Source organism: uncultured Litoreibacter sp., assembly GCF_947501785.1.
GTDB lineage: Bacteria > Pseudomonadota > Alphaproteobacteria > Rhodobacterales > Rhodobacteraceae > Litoreibacter.
Genome location: NZ_CANMXB010000001.1, coordinates 3,163,229 through 3,180,930 on the forward strand (window position 1 = coordinate 3,163,229; position 17,702 = coordinate 3,180,930).

At 60.6% G+C, this 17,702-nt stretch carries 17 protein-coding genes; 8 read left to right on the top strand and 9 right to left on the bottom strand.

From position 1 onward, the window contains the following. Positions 1 to 53: 53 nt before the first annotated feature. The 4 genes from Q0899_RS15685 to Q0899_RS15700 all read right to left on the bottom strand — a co-directional run bounded on the left by Q0899_RS15685 (position 54) and on the right by Q0899_RS15700 (position 2,501). The gene (locus Q0899_RS15685) at positions 54 to 458 is read right to left on the bottom strand and encodes a hypothetical protein (RefSeq protein WP_299193989.1); all 405 of its coding nucleotides are present in this window, start codon (positions 456 to 458) and stop codon (positions 54 to 56) included. A gap of 105 nt (positions 459 to 563) precedes the next feature. Further along, on the bottom strand, positions 564 to 740 hold the full coding sequence (locus Q0899_RS15690; RefSeq protein ID WP_299193991.1) for an AlpA family transcriptional regulator: 177 nt from the start codon (positions 738 to 740) through the stop codon (positions 564 to 566). Between the two features lie 85 nt (positions 741 to 825). Further along, the gene (locus Q0899_RS15695; protein WP_298360549.1) at positions 826 to 1,263 is read right to left on the bottom strand and encodes a hypothetical protein; all 438 of its coding nucleotides are present in this window, start codon (positions 1,261 to 1,263) and stop codon (positions 826 to 828) included. Between the two features lie 53 nt (positions 1,264 to 1,316). Then, positions 1,317 to 2,501, bottom strand: a complete 1,185-nt coding sequence (locus tag Q0899_RS15700; protein WP_299193993.1) for a site-specific integrase — start codon at positions 2,499 to 2,501, stop codon at positions 1,317 to 1,319. A 387-nt stretch (positions 2,502 to 2,888) separates the two neighbouring features. On the opposite strand from Q0899_RS15700, the gene Q0899_RS15705 reads away from it, so the two are divergent. From Q0899_RS15705 to Q0899_RS15730, 6 genes are read left to right on the top strand one after another with little or no spacing between them, the layout of a single operon-like run. Further along, the gene (locus tag Q0899_RS15705; RefSeq protein WP_298360545.1) at positions 2,889 to 4,499 is read left to right on the top strand and encodes a glutamate synthase-related protein; all 1,611 of its coding nucleotides are present in this window, start codon (positions 2,889 to 2,891) and stop codon (positions 4,497 to 4,499) included. After that, on the top strand, positions 4,496 to 4,864 hold the full coding sequence (locus Q0899_RS15710; RefSeq protein WP_299193996.1) for a hypothetical protein: 369 nt from the start codon (positions 4,496 to 4,498) through the stop codon (positions 4,862 to 4,864). The genes Q0899_RS15705 and Q0899_RS15710 overlap by 4 nt, the downstream gene beginning before the upstream one ends. Further along, the gene (locus Q0899_RS15715; RefSeq protein WP_299193998.1) at positions 4,861 to 5,934 is read left to right on the top strand and encodes a Rieske 2Fe-2S domain-containing protein; all 1,074 of its coding nucleotides are present in this window, start codon (positions 4,861 to 4,863) and stop codon (positions 5,932 to 5,934) included. The genes Q0899_RS15710 and Q0899_RS15715 overlap by 4 nt, the downstream gene beginning before the upstream one ends. Beyond that, a complete protein-coding gene (locus Q0899_RS15720; RefSeq protein WP_299194000.1) occupies positions 5,931 to 6,695 on the top strand; it encodes a hypothetical protein in 765 nt (254 codons plus the stop codon). The genes Q0899_RS15715 and Q0899_RS15720 overlap by 4 nt, the downstream gene beginning before the upstream one ends. Continuing rightward, positions 6,692 to 6,979, top strand: coding sequence for a hypothetical protein (locus Q0899_RS15725; protein WP_298295516.1), 288 nt, complete (start codon positions 6,692 to 6,694; stop codon positions 6,977 to 6,979). The genes Q0899_RS15720 and Q0899_RS15725 overlap by 4 nt, the downstream gene beginning before the upstream one ends. After that, positions 6,972 to 8,951, top strand: coding sequence for a thiamine pyrophosphate-binding protein (locus tag Q0899_RS15730; protein WP_299194002.1), 1,980 nt, complete (start codon positions 6,972 to 6,974; stop codon positions 8,949 to 8,951). Before Q0899_RS15725 ends, Q0899_RS15730 begins: the two co-directional genes overlap by 8 nt. Positions 8,952 to 8,954: 3 nt before the next feature. Here Q0899_RS15730 and Q0899_RS15735 read toward each other — a convergent pair whose 3' ends face one another. Together Q0899_RS15735 and Q0899_RS15740 are read right to left on the bottom strand one after the other, a co-directional pair. After that, entirely contained in the window at positions 8,955 to 10,793 is a 1,839-nt protein-coding gene (locus Q0899_RS15735; protein WP_299194004.1) for a tetratricopeptide repeat-containing sulfotransferase family protein, read from the bottom strand. Positions 10,794 to 10,966: 173 nt separating this feature from the next. Then, the gene (locus tag Q0899_RS15740; RefSeq protein WP_298295521.1) at positions 10,967 to 12,004 is read right to left on the bottom strand and encodes a Hint domain-containing protein; all 1,038 of its coding nucleotides are present in this window, start codon (positions 12,002 to 12,004) and stop codon (positions 10,967 to 10,969) included. Positions 12,005 to 12,188: 184 nt separating this feature from the next. Here Q0899_RS15740 and Q0899_RS15745 point away from each other — a divergent pair, with 184 nt between their 5' ends. After that, the gene (locus Q0899_RS15745; RefSeq protein ID WP_299194006.1) at positions 12,189 to 12,509 is read left to right on the top strand and encodes a hypothetical protein; all 321 of its coding nucleotides are present in this window, start codon (positions 12,189 to 12,191) and stop codon (positions 12,507 to 12,509) included. A gap of 20 nt (positions 12,510 to 12,529) precedes the next feature. Here the strand turns inward: Q0899_RS15745 and Q0899_RS15750 are convergent, their stop codons facing one another. The 3 genes from Q0899_RS15750 to Q0899_RS15760 all read right to left on the bottom strand — a co-directional run bounded on the left by Q0899_RS15750 (position 12,530) and on the right by Q0899_RS15760 (position 14,141). Next, positions 12,530 to 13,039 carry an N-acetyltransferase gene (locus Q0899_RS15750; protein WP_298295525.1) on the bottom strand — a complete coding sequence of 170 codons (510 nt, stop codon included), beginning with the start codon at positions 13,037 to 13,039 and terminating at the stop codon, positions 12,530 to 12,532. A 70-nt stretch (positions 13,040 to 13,109) separates the two neighbouring features. Continuing rightward, positions 13,110 to 13,580, bottom strand: a complete 471-nt coding sequence (locus Q0899_RS15755; RefSeq protein WP_298295527.1) for a hypothetical protein — start codon at positions 13,578 to 13,580, stop codon at positions 13,110 to 13,112. A 24-nt stretch (positions 13,581 to 13,604) separates the two neighbouring features. After that, a complete protein-coding gene (locus Q0899_RS15760; protein WP_299194009.1) occupies positions 13,605 to 14,141 on the bottom strand; it encodes a tail fiber protein in 537 nt (178 codons plus the stop codon). Between the two features lie 362 nt (positions 14,142 to 14,503). Here Q0899_RS15760 and Q0899_RS15765 point away from each other — a divergent pair, with 362 nt between their 5' ends. Further along, positions 14,504 to 17,689, top strand: coding sequence for a tetratricopeptide repeat protein (locus Q0899_RS15765; protein WP_299194011.1), 3,186 nt, complete (start codon positions 14,504 to 14,506; stop codon positions 17,687 to 17,689). The last annotated feature ends 13 nt before the right edge of the window (positions 17,690 to 17,702 follow it).

Sequence of the window (17,702 nt, forward strand, 5' to 3'; positions counted from 1 at the left end):
CCAACGGATACGACGTTCCTGCAACTGGCGCGGGGTTTGTGTGCGGGTCTGCATTACGATGCCCCTCCGTTGATTGGGGTCACTGCACCCTTCAGAAAATATACCCCGAATTTAGCGCGATCAGTTGCGGCATCGTTGTTATACATTTTCGTTTCGATACCGATACCGATACCGATACCGATACCGATACCGATACCGATACCGATACCGATACCGATACCGTACTCGTTCTTGAGGATCGATACCTTGTCGGACAGGCGGACAGGGCTAGCGCAGAGAACCGGCTGCGCGATCAAAGCATCGAGGACCATCCGGCCATTTTTGCGAACCTTGATCGTGTGTGGGTCGCTGTCCTGTGGCGTAACGAGGTACGCCTGCCATTCCTTAGCACTTGTCAGGTCGCGCCATGCCTCTATACGAAGCATGTTCTCTGGAGACCTGTTGGGGATTGGGTTCATCGTGGTATCTTCCGATATTGAGGTGCCGGACCGAACGCGTTAGTCTGCTTTTGCTCAATACAGATATCGCCCCTGCTCGATCCTGAGATTGAGTGGGGGTTTTTCTTAGGTGGCTTGCCGGATGGCGTTGAATGCCTCGTCAATTTCGGAGTCTACCCAGTAGAGGCGACCGCCGAACTTGACCGGCTTGGGAAGAAGTCCACCTTCGATATCACGAAGTATCGATGAGCGGGACCGTCCAGCGAGCTTGTCAGAAAGTTGGTTGAGGTTGAGGTACTTCATATGTGACCACCTTGTTTATTCGGTGGTCAACTCATGCCTTAGGATGCGGCCAAAATCATTTGATCAAAACCGCATCTAATTAAATTCAACTGCTCGGCTCTTTCCAAGCGTCATGCTTGTGCCAATCGCCAGGCAGACCCAACTCCCTCTTTCCTCTAGAAACTGATGTTTCCAGGCTCTCAATTGTGGTGGAATTTGGAAATAGCCTGTGGAACCGCACTGAAGATTCGCGTGTTTCTTCTCTGTCCAAAAGTCTTGGCTCTCTACCAAAATATTGGGCAAGCAAAATAGCTGTCTTGACGTTAGCATTCTCACCTAACATCAGCATAACCGGCGCAATTGCCCAGGCGCGTTCTGCGTTAATACCGTGTAATTTTCTTGATTTTGGACGCCCAACAGGCCGCTTCTTTCCAGACCATTTGATGCCGATTATTGCACCCTTGAGCATCGCTTCAGATAATGCAGACAAATAATCTCCACGAGAGAGGACTAGTTTTTCTTCAGCCCTGTCCCTTGTTGTCATTGGGTTCGGGTCATTTCCCAAGCTGAGCTTTCTAGGCACCAAATCGTCTGGCATCACGATAATAGCCGTACAATGTCGTCAGACTTCCTGTTCAGAAGATTTGCCCATCTCTCCATTAACCCAGCCCGCTTCTCCAAATAGTCTGTCCGCTTATAAGCGCGCTCGACACCGGACCCGACAGAATGGCCCAAGCACATCTCTGCGACCTCCCAAGGGGCATCGGTTGCCTCCGCGCACCATGTTCTGAGACTGGAGCGAAACCCATGCGGCCGCGCTTCAATTTCTTTGCGCTCCATGTACCGGCTCATGGTTGCATCTGAAATGACTCCTCTCCTTTGGTTTGGAAACAAGAACCCATCGCGCTCAAATTTTGACGCCATTTCGATCACCGCTAACGCCTCGGTTGAAAGTGGCACCCTGAATTCAGTTGTTGCGTCTTTCCGTCCCTTCATCATCTCAGCCGGGACAGTCCAAACGTTACTTTCAATCTGATCCAACCGCGCAAACCGAATTGGCTTTGAACGCAGCCCCGTCAAGATAAGCAACCTAAGAGCTAACTCTGTTATGCTGTCGTCAAGAGACTGATAAAACGCGGGCACCTCCTGCCATGGCATTGAGGGAACGTTTTTCGCAATGTGCCTCTGCTTGCCCAAAAGCGCCTTTGCCTTCTCAGTCGCCTGCAAGTCCACTTCAAGACCGAGCGCTGCGGCATGTCGAAGACAGATGCTTAAGCGGTTCATGGCCTTGCGTGCTGTGTCAGCCTTCTCATGCCAGATGGGTGCAAGGGTATCGCGGATGTCGCGCTGGTCGATTTCAGAAACAGGCACTTTACCGAGTCTCGGCAAGACATGTAGCTCCAACGGGGTGAACCAACGGCCAGCAGTACCATCATCTTTCAACTCTGCCTTGCGGCTTTCGAACGCGTCCTCCGCGATGTCTTTGAGAACGTGCAGCCTGCTGAGGGCTTCGCGGCGCTTCCTTTCACGGTCCTTGATCGGATCAATGCCTGCTCTGGCGAGTGCCTTGCCTCTGTCCGCATTCCCCCTGGCTTCTTTCAGGCTCACGTCGGGATATCGACCAAGACCCATCTCGCGGCGCTTACCATGGACTACAACGCGAAGGAACCATTGCGCGCCACCATCAGCGCGCCTGTGAAACCAAAGTCCGCCACCATCGCCGTGTTTTCCTTCCGGCAGGCCCTTTAACCCGGCAGCGGAAAGCTTGTTCAATTCCCTCAAGTTCTGTCCACCCTATGATCCACCCTCAATATATGGATTACTCTGAGACAGAATGAAACAGTGTGAAGCAGAGAAATTACTGTTTTTAGTAGGTTTTCAGGTTTTCTTCGAAACGAATGAAACTAGATGGAGTAGCTTGAAACAGCAGTTCACGGCCCTCTTGAGGCACCACTTCTTCCCAAGTCTCACAGCAATTGTACAAACGGCAAGGCAAGCCGTTCTATCGGCATGTCTGCGCATGTTGCGGCGTGGCCCGCGTGGTTGTTACCAAAGGCCGTGGAACGCCTGGGCCCGCCGCCGCAAAAAGGGAGCAAGTTCAACACCATGGTGTTGTGCGGCGTCCTGGGGCAAGGTGTTGGGGCGAGCCACCCAAAACGTGAGATAGCTATGACCAAAACAGCCATTTTCAAACTCAGCGCACTGCCGGATCGCAAACCCGAATATGCAATCGTTGGCGAGGTTGATCTGGTGGTGGTCCGGTTCGACGATGAGGTGTCGGTGTTCTACGGCCGCTGCTTGCACCGGGGCGCGCTGATGTCGGACGGGCATGTGCGCGGCAATGACCTGATCTGCGGGGTGCATAACTGGGATTACCGGCTGGATTCAGGCGTGTCCGCCTATGCCAATGACGAGAAGCTGCCGAAGTTCAAATCCTGGATCGAGGGCGACGACATATGCGTCGACGCCGACGAAATCAACGCGTGGGGCTACGCCAACCCGCAGCCCTATAACCGTGACGCCTATTTGGGGCTTTATGCCGACCCGAGCCACGGGATCGCCGAAGAACCCTATAACGGGATGATCCAGAACTACGCCAGGAACGGGCTGACCAAGACGGGGCATCATGGCATCGTGGATTCCATGGGCGTACCGCGCGGCAAGCTGCCCGATTGGGACGATATCCAGCTGCTGACGGCGCAGCTGGCCAAGCCGCCGCTTCTCGATGATGATCCGGTCGGCACCGAGGTGGTGATCGGCCCCAACGCGCAAAAGCCGCTGCGGCTGGAGATACCGCTTTTTGTGTCGGACATGAGCTTCGGCGCGCTGTCGGAAACCGCCAAGCTGGCCCTTGCCATGGGTGCTGAGATGGCCGGCACCGGCATCTGTTCCGGCGAGGGCGGCATGCTACCCGAAGAGCAGGCCGCCAACTCGCGTTACTTCTACGAACTCGCCTCCGCACGGTTCGGGTTCGATTGGGACAAGCTGGACCGGGTGCAGGCTTTCCATTTCAAAGGCGGGCAGGGGGCCAAGACCGGCACAGGCGGGCATCTGCCCGGCAACAAGGTCAAAGGCAAGATCGCCGAGGTGCGCGGGCTGGACGAGGGCGCTGACGCCATCTCCCCTTCCCGATTCCCGGAATGGACCGAGGTTAGCCAGATCAAGGAATTCGCCGACGAGGTGCGCAACCGCACCGGGGGTATTCCTATTGGCTACAAGTTGAGCGCCCAGCATATTGAGGCGGACATAGACGCGGCTTTGGCGGTCGGGGTGGATTACATCATTCTCGACGGTCGCGGCGGCGGCACGGGGGCCGCGCCGATTATCTTCCGCGACAACATCTCGGTTCCGACCATCCCGGCCTTGGCCCGCGCGCGGCGGCACCTCGACATACTCGGGCGCGGCGATATCAGCCTCGTGATCACCGGCGGGCTGCGCAAACCGGCGGATTTCATCAAGGCCATGGCGCTGGGGGCGGATGCAATTGCGGTGTCCAACTCGGCGATGCAGGCCATTGGCTGCCTGGCCATGCGCGCCTGTCACACGAACAACTGCCCCGTGGGCATCGCCACCCAAAAGCCGGAACTGGTCAGCCGGCTGATCGCTGACAAGTCGGCGCAGCAGCTGGCCAATTTCTTCTCCGCCTCGACCGAGCTGATGCAGGTCATGGCGCGCGCCTGCGGGCATGACCATCTGTCGAAATTCAATCATGCCGACTTAACCACTTGGAAACGGGACATGGCCGATATCTCAGGGGTGTCCTTCGGAGGCGTCGCATGAATGAGGCAGAGCTGATCCTGATGGTCGTCAAGATCTGGGGCGGCATCGGCGCGCTGGTCGCCGTTGCGTTTCTGACTTTCGGCATGGACCGGCTCGATGAGGACGCCCAAGGGGCCTACGTCTTCCGCCCGCTGATTGTGCCGGGCGTGCTGCTGATCTGGCCGCTGGTGCTGTGGCGCTGGTACATTCTGGCCGACGGCAAGGATGAGTGGTCCAAACGCTACCGCCCGCGAAGGCGCGCGCACCACATGGTGGCGCTGATCATGCCCATTGCGATTGTTTTGGTCATCGCCGCAGGGCTGGCCGTGCGCCAGACATGGCCAACGGACGTGGCCCCCGTTCAACTGTCGGAGCCCGCGCAATGAGCGTCAAATACATCCCCGTCCAGTGGAACCGCAACAAATGGATCTACGACTTCGTCATGCTGGCGGGGGTGGTGGCGTTCCTTTGGCTGTTCCTCTTCGTCAGCCCGGAACTCCTGAGCCACGAATTCCCGATCAACCCGCAGGTCCACAACGCCCGCGCCTTCGGGGCCTGCGCCTTCGTCATGCTGACGGTGATCCTGTGCATCGGCCCACTGGCGCGCATCGACCGCCGCTTCCTGCCGCTGCTCTACAACCGCCGCCATTTCGGGGTGATGACCACCTTCGTGGCGATCACCCATGCGGGCTACATCCTGAACTGGTACTTCGCCTTCTCCAGCTCCGACAAATACGAGGCGCTGCTTTTTGCCAATACCAGCTTCTTCCAGCTCGCGGGCTTCCCGTTCGAGGTCTTCGGCATCTTCGCCCTGATCTGCCTGCTGGTCTTGGCTGCCACCAGCCACGATTTCTGGATGAAATTCCTGACCCCGCCGGTCTGGAAGCGCATCCACGCGTCCATCTACTTCGCCTATGTCGCCGTGGTCGCCCATGTCAGTCTCGGCATCCTGCAGGACCAGCAGAACCACGTCTTCACCGTGATCTTCATTGGCGGGGCCGCCGCCGTGGCGGGGCTGCATGCCTACGCCGCGCTGATGGACCGCCGCGCGGGCGACGAGATCGGTGTTGACGCGGACGGCTGGATTGATGTGTGCGACGCGTCAGACATTCGCAACGGTTTCGCCAAGATCAAGGTGCTGCCCAACGACGAACGCGTCGCCGTGTTCAATCAGGAGGGCAAGCTGAACGCAATCTCCAACGCCTGCGCGCACCAAAACGGCCCGCTGGGGGAAGGGCAGGTGGTCTTCTGCCTCGTCACCTGCCCGTGGCACGGGTTCCAATATGACGTCACCAACGGCCGCTCCCCCGCGCCGTTCACCGAGATGATCCCGACCTACAACCTGCGCCTTGAAGGCGGCACCGTGCAGGTGCACCGCGACGCCAACCCGCCGGGAACTTACGTCGAGCCGGTCCCGATCCCCGGTTGGCAACCCGCAGAGGAGGCCGCGACATGAGCGAGAAAGACAAACCGTTCTTCGTGGGCTACCTCGCCGCGCCCGATGGGCTGCGCAAGTTCCTGCTTCTGGCCTGCGTCGCCGTGGTGGGCATCTTCGTGGCCACTGGGCTGCTGATTGGCAGCACGCAGGACGCGCCACCGGAATCGGGTTTTCGCTTCGACTATGGCCGCCAGACGGTCACCGGTGTTATTGAACTGACACCCTATCCCTTGCTCCGCGTGACCGAGGGCAACGACCTGATCAAACCCGGTAAGACCCTGATGCTGACCAGCGCCGGGAAGGCCGGTGTCGACATGCGCGCCATGGGGCTGGAAGGGCAGTTGGCAGAGGTCTCCGGCATCATTTTGCAACGCGGCACCATCGACATGATGCAGCTGCGCGGCGGCCAGCAAGGGCTGAAAATGGTGGGCGGCGACCCGCCCCCGATGGACACCGAACCCTTGGGCCGCTGGAAGGTCGCGGGGGAGATTTGCGACGGCAAATGTCTCAACGGGGCGATGCGGCCGGGGCGCGGGCTGGCTCACAAGGCCTGCGCCAACCTGTGCCTGATTGGCGATGTGCCACCTGTTTTCGTGTCCACGCAGCCCATTGACGGGTCCGACTTCATGCTGATCACCGGCCCTGACGGCACGCGGCTTCCCGAGGCGGCGTATGATTATGTCGGGCAGTTCGTCTCGCTTGAAGGTGATCTTGAGCGGCGCGGCGACATTCTGGTCCTGTGCATGGACGACACAACGATGGAGCTGATCTCCGAATGAAACGCGTTGTCCTTTTGGTTCTAATGGCAGTGGTCGGCGCGGTGATGCTGTACCTGTCGCGCTTCTGGATATTTGATCTCTGGGGCCGCCCCGGCCTGTTCGGCATTCAGGAGCTGCGCCCAAATGGCGGCCTTCTGGCCCGCTGGCTACGCGGCACGCCCTTCGCCCCGTTCGAGCTGCTGATCTGGGCCACCGGCGTGTTCCTGATCCTGACCTACCTGCAAAAATTCATTGATTTCCTGACCCAGCCCAACGCGCCAGAAGAGGAGACCACCGATGACTGACCAGACGCTCGACTGGATATCTGTAGGCCATATCGACGACCTGCCCGAGGGCCGGGTCAAAACCGTGACCGCGCGCACCACATCCATCTGCCTGGTGCATTTCGACGGTCAATGGGCCGCGATGAACAACCACTGCCCGCACCAAAAGGGCCCGCTGGGCGAGGGCTCGATCGAGAAGGGCATCGACGACAAATGCTGGATCCGCTGCCCATGGCACGGCTGGGATTTCGACCCGCTGACCGGCAAGCCGCCCGGCGGGCACGAGGATACCGGCCAGGACATGTACCCGCTCGACATTCGCGACGGGGAGATTTTCGTGGGGCTGGAAGCCGAGCCGCCGCATGAGCGCACCGTCACCGACGTCATGGTCGAAACCATGACCAACTGGGGCGTGCAATCGGTGTTCGGCATGGTCGGCCACTCCAACCTTGGCCTCTCAGACGCGATCCGGCGGCAGGTGATCGACAAAAAGCTGAAATACTACGGCATCCGCCACGAAGGCGTCGCGGCCTTCGCGGCTTCGGCCTACGGCAAGCTGACCGGCAAGCCCGCGGCCTGCCTGACCATCGCGGGGCCGGGGGCCACCAATCTGATGACCGGCATGTGGGACGCCAAGGTCGACCGCGCGCCGGTGCTGGCGCTGACCGGTCAGGTGCAGACGCAGGTCTTCGGGCCGGGCGCGTTTCAGGACATTGACCTCAGCTCCGCCTTTCAGGCGGTGTCGGCCTTCTCGCAAACCGTGCTCAGCAGCTCCAACCATGCAGAGCTGATGTCGCTGGCCTGCAAAAACGCCATCGTTGAACAGAATGTGGCGCATCTGATCTTTCCCGATGACATGCAGACGATCCCGTCCGACAAGCCCGCCGCCACGCCGGAGGGCCGCATGGGCGGCACCCGCGTCACGCCCTCCAAGGACGACATTGACGCGGCCGCCGCGCTGCTCAATTCAGCCAAACGCCCGATGTTCGTCGTGGGCCACGGCGCTTACGGCGCGCGCGACCAGATCATCGCGCTTGCCGAAAAGATCGGCGCGCCAGTCGTGACCACCTTCAAGGCCAAGGGCCTGATCGCCGATGACCACCCGCTTGGCGGCGGGGTCTTAGGCCGGTCCGGCACGCCGATTGCCAGCTGGTTCATGAACGAGGCGGATGTACTGGTGGCCTTCGGGGCCAGCTTCTCCAACCACACGGGTATCGCGCTGAAGGAAAACATCATTCAGGTCGATTACGACCGGATGCAGCTGGGCAAGTTCCATCCCGTGAAGGTCCCCGTCTGGGGCGAGATTGGCGCGTTTTGTGACGCGGCTGCAGGCCGGATCAAACCGCATCAGGACGCCGACGATCAGGTCGCGGAAATGGCCGACCGCTGGGCCATCTGGCGCGATGAAAAACACCGCCGTCTGGCCGAAGAGCATGGCAAAGGCATCCATTCCTTCGCCATCTTCGATGCGCTGGGCAAGCTGGTCCCCGATGACACGATCTTCGCCGTCGACGTGGGCAACAACACCTATTCCTTCGGGCGCTATCTGGAAACCAAGGGCAATCAGCGGGTGCTGATGTCGGGCTATCTGGGTTCCATCGGTTTCGGCTTCCCCGCGGGTCTCGGCGCGTGGGCCGCGACGCAGGATGTGGCGGAACTCAAAGGGCGCAAGGTCGTCTCCATCTCCGGCGACGGCGGATTCGGGCAGTACCCGATGGATTTCACCACGGCCGTCAAATACGGCATGGATGTCACCGATATCCTGTTGCACAACGGTGAGCTGGGCAAAATCTCGAAGGAGCAACGCTCCGGCGAATGGCCCGTTTGGGAAACCGACCTGATCAACCCGTCCTTCGCGGCCTTTGCCAAACTGTGCGGCGGCCATGGGCAGAAGGTCACCAAGACCGAGGACATTGCCGACGCGATCACCAAGGCGCTCGCCGTCAACGGCCCCGCGCTGGTCGAGATCATGACGGATGCAGAGCTGGTCTAAGCCTTAGCCGATCCCGCACGCCTTAAGGTCGGCTTCGGGCAGGTGGTCCTTCAGCTCCAGCGCGAGGTCTTTCAGAAGAGGGCCGTATCGCTGCCACCGGGCAACGGAGCTACTGTAAATCGGCTCCCGCACCTGCGATACAGAGGCGGTGTTGACCTGCCGCGTTGATTTCACGTGGTCCAGCACATCGCTGTCCCAAGGCAGCCCAACAAAGTCTAGGGCGCTCCGCATCTGCCCTTCCGCGTCGGTGACAATGTCCTCGTAGCGCAGTTCACGCACCTGATCTGGCAGCAGCGATGCCCAGTTCGTGGCGATCTGGTCGAACTCCTTGTACGTGCTGGCCAGGTACTCGATGCGGGTGGAAAACGGCTGGTTTTGCCCGAAATTCTGCGTGAAGTTCGACAACAGGCAGTCCAGCGGGTGGCGCCGCATGATCAGGAATTTCGACCTTGGGAACGCCAGTGCCAGCAGGCCGATATAGATGTAGTTGCTCGGCATTTTGTCCGTGACAAATTCCGTTTTCAGCCCTTCGCGTTGCACAAAGGATATGTAGCCCTCGGCCAGCCGGTTCAGGTCGTCATCGGTCATGGCGCTGTCGGGGGCCTCTTGCTCCATGATGTCGCGGACCGGTTTGTTCATCCGAAAGGCATAGGGAACGGCGGCCATTTCGCCGCCCGCCTGCACCTGCGGGTGGCGGGAAAACATCTGCTCCGTCAGCGTGGTGCCGGACCGGGGCAGGCCGCAGATGAAGATCGGGGCGAGGTCGCTGATCCCCGCGCCACGGTGCTTGGCAATGAAGTCCGGGGTGGCAAGGCTGCGCATGCGCGACGTGCGCGCCGCCAATGCGCTGATGTCGAAAGGGTAGGACTCCGCGGCCAGCTCGTTGGCCCGGCTGAAATAGCCAAAGGCGTCATCATATTTGCCAAGATCTTCTGATGCCTTGCCCAGCGCGAAGAGCAGGCTGGCTTGGATTTCGGCGTTCTGGATATTGTCGAACTGTTCCTCATAGCGCTTTAGAAGCGCGTGTTCCGGGCTGTCGGCCTTGGTTTTTCGCATGTACACCAAGCGGGTCAAGGCGGCCATCCCGATGGGCGGTTGGCCGGCGATCTTCAGATAGGCTTCGGCCGCCTCGTCCATGCGGCCAGAGGCGGCGAGCGTCATGCCAAGGTTCAACCACGCCTCTGCGGCGTTTGGCGCCAGTTCAATCGCGCGGCGGGCGTGGTGTTCCGCCGCCTCATGGCGTTCCCGTCGAAACAGCGCCAGCGACAGGTTGACATGCGCGGCTGCAGATTGCGGGTCGATGGCCAGAACGCGGAACAGCGCGTTGATCGCGGCGTCAAACCTGTTGGTGCGAATGAAGGCCTGCGCAAGATTGAGATGCGCGTCCAACACGGTGCCGTCCAGCTCGATGGCCTTTTCAAGGTTGGGGATGGCGCGCTCATATTGCTTTTCCACCACCTGCGCGGCGCCCAGATTGGCGCGGGCAAGCGCGTAGTTGGGCGATATCTCGACGGCCATTTGGAATTGCTGAATGGCTTTGTCCACCTCGCCATCATTGGCCAGCATGCCGCCATAGTCGATCAGCACCCCGACATCGGACATGTCATAGGCCAAAACAGATTCCAGCAGCGCCCGTCCCGCGGCGCGGTCGCCGGCCAGGGATTTGTTCAGCCCCTTGAGGTGGATCAGCCGGGGGTGGTCTTCATATTGCGCCAGCAGGCCGTCGATTGCTTCGCCCGCCTCGTCGACCCGGCCTGCCTGCTGGTGCTGAATGATGCGTTGCACCTGCTCGTTGACGGCGGCGAGTTCGGTGGGGTCGTCTGGCGTGGCAGTGGCGCTCATGGGAAATCTCGTACAATCGGGTGATACCTGTCCCGCAGGTTAGCAAATCGCCCGCCTTTGACAAACGCTGTTTGCGACCTGCCGGCTTGGAAATGCCGCGAACGCGGGCCCAAATGAAAAGCAGCCGGTCGGGGGTCCGATCGGCTGCTCATTCAATCTGTATTTGTCGGTCGCTACGCGGCGCGAACGGCACGTGGTGCTTCAATCCCCAGCGCGTCCGCGCGGGCCTCAAGGGCTGCGGCAAGCGGCTGCGGCACCATGCGTTTGGCGGCAATGCGCGGCAGGGCCATCTCGGGGATAATCGGCGCGTCGGCGCGTTCGTCACCGTTGACGAAGTTCTCACGTCCAACCGCGTCCAGGTAGCTTTCAGAGGGGCAATTTTCGGCCATGATCACCTCATGGGCCCCGGTGTCGATGTGGTAGTAGGTGAAGCCGTCCAGCGGCATGTTGCGCGCCTGGAAGATGGAGCGGCCGTTGACCAGCGCATGCGCGTTGAAAAGCAGCCCGTCGATTTCGATGGCGTGGTCTGGCGACACGAACAGGTCGCGGGCCGGTACGTTGTCGGCAATGGCGCCTTTGACCAGGCAGATCGGGTTGACCTTGCTTGGGGTGGCCTTGCGGGTATCAACCGGCTGGATGCCGACCCATTTGACCTCGGTCGTGCCGCCATCTGCGGTCATGATGACATCGCCCGGTTGCAGGTCCTCAACGGCCACGTCGCCATCCGGCGTGGCGATGCCTGTGCCTTCAAGGTAGCAGGTGATTTCTGCAGTAAGGCTGTCGATCGCGATGAACTGGCCGGCGCCAGTCGGTGTAAACCGAATTTCGGAGTAATTCGACCCGGCGGTGCCGGTGAAATTAAGTACCTGGCCTGTGGTCGAGGCCGACAGGACCACATTTGCGGCGCCGTCCGCGCCAACCAAAGTCACATTCCAGGTGCCGGAAATAGTGTCGATCGCGACCTGAAGGTTACCGCCAGCCGTCTGGGCAAAGTTGGTATTGGCGGGTCCGGCCGCCACATCCAACGTGAAGACATCCAACCCCGCGTTATCTGAGAAAGTCAGCTCGCCAACCTGAGGCGCATAGCTAATATTGTTGCTACCACCGACACCGCTGGTGCTGGCGACAAATGTAACGGTATTGTCTGTGAAGGTAAGGCTGGTCGAATTGCTTGTGACCCCAGTCCCGGTGTCAAAATCAAATAGTGGCATGTCGCACTCCCCGCACGTTTACTACATTTTTCCGATAGATACCCCAAATAGCTGTTCAAATCCAATTAAAAAGTTAACCGGACGTAAGCGTGGCGGCCTCGTCAACAATATGCATGACGGTAATATGAGACCATTCGCGGATGGCCTCTTGCCAACCGCACTTCAGAGGGCCAAAAACCGTGGCATGTTTGACTTCGAACCAGACCATTTCGAACAGATTATCGGGCAGCAGGTGCTTGTGTCTGACGGGCAGAACCAGCTTACCCTGATCGTTGAGGACGTCAAAATCCGCGACAAGGGATCGGCCACAAGCAGCTTGGGCGCTCCAGCGACGCCAAGCGGGTTTCGTCAATCATTTTCCGTGGGCTTGCGCGGCCCGGTCGACCCCATTCTCCCAGACCGGGTCTGCCAGATGGAACTGCCCCGGTTTGGGGTGCACGAGCTTTTCATCTCGCCCTACAGCGCCGATAACGCGGGCACCTATTACGAGATCGTATTCGCGTAGCCAGGCACCGCCTTGACCCGTCAAATCTCGCGCGGTCCGGTATGGGGGCGCCACTCCAGGTCAAAATGGCCCGGGCTTTCGCTGGTGACCGTGAACCCGTGCTTTTGGTAAATATGCAGCGCGCGGCCGTTGGTTTTTTCGGCGCATAGCCGGACAGGAACCTTGCCGCCATGCGCCTCGTTCATCAGGGCGCGGAGAATGTCGGTGCCGATGCCGCGGCCCTGCCATGCGGGTGCAAGCGTCAGGTCGATGATGCGCAGGCAGTCATCCTGCCGGTCGGCAATCAGGCGGCCAATGTCGGTTTCTCCAAGCTGGATGATGCGGAAGGAGGCCCCAAGATAGGTCATTTCATATGACGCGCTTTGGGCCTCGAACTGTCGCTTTACGAAATCGTCAAAGGCGGGCCGGTCCCATGCCAAATTGGCAAATTCCCACTCTCGCGTGGACGCGTATAGCTCAAGTAGAAAGGGGCCATCCTCGTCGCGGATGAGACGAAAGGACACCTGTTCCTTCGGGGGTTGGATCAACATCTGCGGCTCTCAAAAGAAAAGACCGCCGCAAGTTGAAGCTCGCGGCGGTCAAATGTCGTGGCTTCGGCGCCTAGTTCAGCACAACTTCGACGTAGTTGCCACCATGTCGGCGCGGGCTGGCAGTCATGTAAAGCTCCGCCGACCCGATCTGCGGGTGATGCACCTGGTAGCTGCCGTATTGGTCCGCCACCAGTGGTGCAAGGTCGGGGCTGTCGAACACCGCCGTAACAGCTTCGCGCCGCGCAAGGTCTGCGGGGCGCGCCGCGCCCGAGCGGCCGGGCTCTACCGAAATCAGTTTGAGCACCAGGTTTCCGTGCTCGGCCGATTTCACCCGAAACCGCTGACCGATAAACGGCGCAAGCTCCTCAGCCGTGGCCGTGTCCCACCGGGGTTGCAATTTGGGCGCAGCGGCAACACCGCTCGCGTCCACACCGACTGTGACGCTGCGCGCCGTCGCGATTGATGGCAGTGTTGCCAGCCCCGCCAAGGCGGCTTGGCCTGCCAACACCATGCGTCGGGATACCTTGTCCAGAAATCTCATATTGGCCTCCTGTTTCAAGCGTGATCAGTTGCGGGACGGGAATATGCCCTGCAGCGCAATGATGTAATTGACCGCAGTGAACGGTTGCATGTTGTTGTGGGATTGGCTTCCGCCAACGTTGTTTTGGGTCAAGGCGTCGGACGCCATGTTGACGTCGTCCCGCGCCGAATTGGGCCTGAACAAAGTGGTGCCACTTCCGGTCGATATGATGTTGCCGGCCGGGTTGTCCGTGTTGCCCGAGCGGCTGTCGGCCCGCATTGTCACGTTGTGGTTGTGCTGTGGGATCTGTGCCTGTGTCAGCGTTTCACTCTCGGACCCGCCGCGTTCCCCCAATCTGCGTGGCGAAAGTCCTGGTCCGTTGCCTGCGTGGATCGGTACGCGCCCTCTCATTTCAGGCAGGCCAAACGAAGTTCTCCCGTCGCCGCCATAGATTGTTCCGAGGAGCGAAAAGAGCGCCGAGTTCTGCGAAATCGGCAAAAGCTGCCCGTCGCAGAACGCCCATGAGCGGGGTGCGAAATTGCTCCCAAACATCACAATCTGTGCGAGAAATGGATCTGACATAATTATTGTTCCCCTTGTGAATTCTACATGGGATCGACGTTAGCGACGCGTTGGTTGTCCTGTAAAGCTTTAACACTGAGCCCTCACAGACCTCGGATCGGGCCCGGCTGGCCAATAGGCTGACATGGGGGAAGGTCTCACCCGATATGTTTTTCCACAACCCGTTGATAAATATAAGGAAAACAACGACAATGGTCGGATATTTCGTGGCCCGGCGGACCTCATGAGCCGCCATTTTTGATCGGTATCCTTTTTTGGGCGGTATTGAGGTAGTTCCAAATTCAGGGGGTGAAGGTGGCAATTTGGTTGCGCGGGGCAGATGCCTGGCCATAGTTGCTGGTGGAAGACATGAAGGACCACGCGTGACCAAGGATAAGGCGACGGACAAGGCGGCCATCCCCGCGATCTTGAAAGAAGCGCAGGAGTTGGCGCAGGCCGGCAACGGCCCCGCCGCCGAGACCTTGTTCAAAAGAATCCTGAAATCCCATCCCAATACTCTGGCCGCGTGGCGCGGCTACCTCGACCTATTGCTGAGCCAGGGGGACGACAAGAAGGCTATCACACTCGCCAAACGCGGGCGGAAGGAAGCCCCGGATTTCGCGACGATGTTCGCCACAAAACAGGCCACGGCGCTGGACCGGCTTGGGCGCACGAAGGCGGCGGTCAGTCTGCTCGACGACGCCCATGCCGCCGACCCTGCCGATGTGCCTGCCACGCTGCTGTTGGCCCATCTGAATTTCAAGCAGCAAACCTATGACCGCGCCGCCGCGCTGTATCGCGAGGTGACCGAGGCGGTGCCGGACCACCTGATTGCGTGGCGCGGCCGGCTGGACGTCTGCCTGCAGCGTCAAGACCGGGCGGAGGCGCTGCGCCTCTGCGCCCAATTGCTTCTGCATCAGCCCAAACTGGCGGAATTGGCCTTGGCAAAGCAGGCGGCGGTGCTCAGCCAGCTGGGGCAGCGGCCGGAAGCCATTGCGATCCTGTCGGTTCTGCATGAGCAAGACCCAAGTGATTTGCAGAATGCCGCCCTCCTGGCAGACTCCCTGCTGAAAGAGGGGCGGCCGGACCGTGCCGCCGCCTTGCTTGACGGCACTCTCGAAACGCATCCGCATCACGCGGCCTCTTGGCGGCAGCGCATCAAGATCAGTCTGGATCAAGGGCAGGCGGAGCAGGCGTTGCACCTGAGCCGGGCCATGGCCGAGGCCCTGCCGGGCATGCGCATCCACGCCCTGATGGCGCAGGCCGACGCGCTGGAAATGCTCGACCGGCATCAGGATGCGGCACAGACGCTGGCCGCGCTCCAACAAGAGCAACCCGACGACCCGAACGTCGCCCTCAGGCTAGCGCGCGCCTTGCAGAAGTCCTGGCAGCTGGACGGGGCATTTGCGGCCTTCCAATCCGTTATCAAGGACGACCCCAACCACCTTGCGGCGTGGCAGGGCCTCGTTGGCGTGCATCTGCAAAAGGGGGATGCGGATGCGGCATTGGCCTGCTGCGACGCAGGGCTGCAGACGATCGATCCGTCCCCTGATGTCTTGCTGGAACGAAAGGGCCAAATCCTACGCTCCGCCAACCGCTTCAAGGAGGCGATCGAGGTCTTGATCGCCCTGCAGCGGCGCGACCCCAAAAGCGAGAAAACGGCGCTCGCCTTGGCGCAGGTGCATCTGGAGAACGGGTCGCTGAAGGCCGCCGACAAGGTGTATGAGACCTGCCTGCAATTTGCGCCGGGCAGTCAGGATGCCCTGCTGGGCCGCGTCAGCGTTGCCGAAGGCTGGGGGGAGGCGGCAAGGGGCGTGAGCCTTTTGACGGATTTCGTTGGGATGGATGCGGCCAGCTGGGGCGCGGACACACCTGCCGCATTTGTTCTGAAGTATTGCGAGCTGCAAATACAGCTCTCTGATGTGGCCGATATCGGCGCGCATTTAACCGCTCTGGCGTCGCGAGCCGGTGATCTGACGGGCGAGGAGCTGCTGCGCGCATTTGCCCTGGCGGAGCGACAGACCCTGTCCGAACCGGCGGCGGGGTTTTTGCAGGCCATTGCGTTGCGCGAAACGCTGTCTATCGAAGGGGCGTTGATCCTGCTGCGCCACACCCACGCCATGGCGGATCTCAAACTGACCGGTCGGTTGGCCGGGCAGTTGGGGCAGAAGCTGCCACCGGCGCAGCGCACGGAATTCAGGGTGCATGTGGCGGCGTTGCTGGAAGGCCCCGCCGCTGCGCTGGACATGGCCCGTCGCGAGCTGCCGACGCCGCGGGTTCCCAAGGACGCTTGTCTCATCGGGCGCTACCTGATCGACGCGGGCCGCGCGCAGGCGGCGGTGCGGTACCTGCACCGGGCGGCGCGGAACTGGGCGGGGTCACGATCGGTGCGCAGCCTGTTTTTGCACGCGTGCGGGCTGGCCGGGCAACATGATCTTCTTGAGCGCCATCTCGACCGGGTCAGCGCGGAATTTCCAAGCCTCGATCTCGGGTTGGAAAAACTCAAGGCGTTGCACAGCAGCGGCAAGACCAAGCAGGCGCAGATCGTGGCCGAGAAGCGGCGGGAACGCGGGCTCAGCACGCTGCACCCCCGCCAATATCTCGATATGTGTCTCGCCTGCGGGGCGCTGGACAAGGCGGAGGCGGCAACCGACGCGCTTAGAACGAACCCCGACAGTAACAGCCGCACCGCGGCGCATTTCAGTGCCAGCCTGCAGGGCCGGATGCTCAACGATCTGCGGCTCTATCGCCGGATGGAAACCTATGGCGGGGCGACCACGCCGCCTGATGCCGAGGCCATGGGCCAGCTGATCCAGCAATATTACTACCCCGCCAAAGCGATCATCGACCGTTGGATGGCCCGCCCAGCGGTGCCGCGCGCTGCCGACATCGATCAGACCGCCGCAATCCCGCCCCTCATTTTCCAATATTGGAATACCGCCAAGCCGCCCGATGAGGTGGCCGCGCTGATGGAAGGCTGGCGCATGGCAGAGGGGTTCGAACACCGTCTCTTCAATCACATGGATGCCGCGGATTTCCTGCGCTCCGAATTTGGCCCGCGCTTTGCGCAGGCCTTCCAGAAGGCCCGCAGCCCGGCGGAGGAAAGCGACTTCTTCCGGCTCTGCTGCCTGCACAAATATGGCGGCGTTTACGTGGATGCCGATGACAAGCGGGTCGGAGACCTGCGGAAATTTGTCGGGCTGGGGCAGGGGCTGACGGTCGTGCGCGAGCCCATCGGCGCGGTGGGCAACAACACCATAGTCGCGCCGCCGGGCCACCCGGTCCTGGCGGCCGGCATCAAATTCACCATGCGCGCTCTGATCGCAAATGAGAATGACGGCGCTTGGTTCAAGACCGGCCCGGGCATGCTGACCCGCGCCATAGCGCTTTACATCCATCAGGCGCCGGCTCAGCAGGTGAACAAAACGTTGACCATTCTGACCGGCGATCAGGCCCGCAAATTCATCCAGCCGCATGTTCGCCTGCCGTATAAGTCGACGGTAAAATATTGGAATGCCAAGGACCGCAAGCTCGCCAAGGGCGTGCTGGAGGCGCTGGGAAATCTGTAGCGCGGCCCATCGG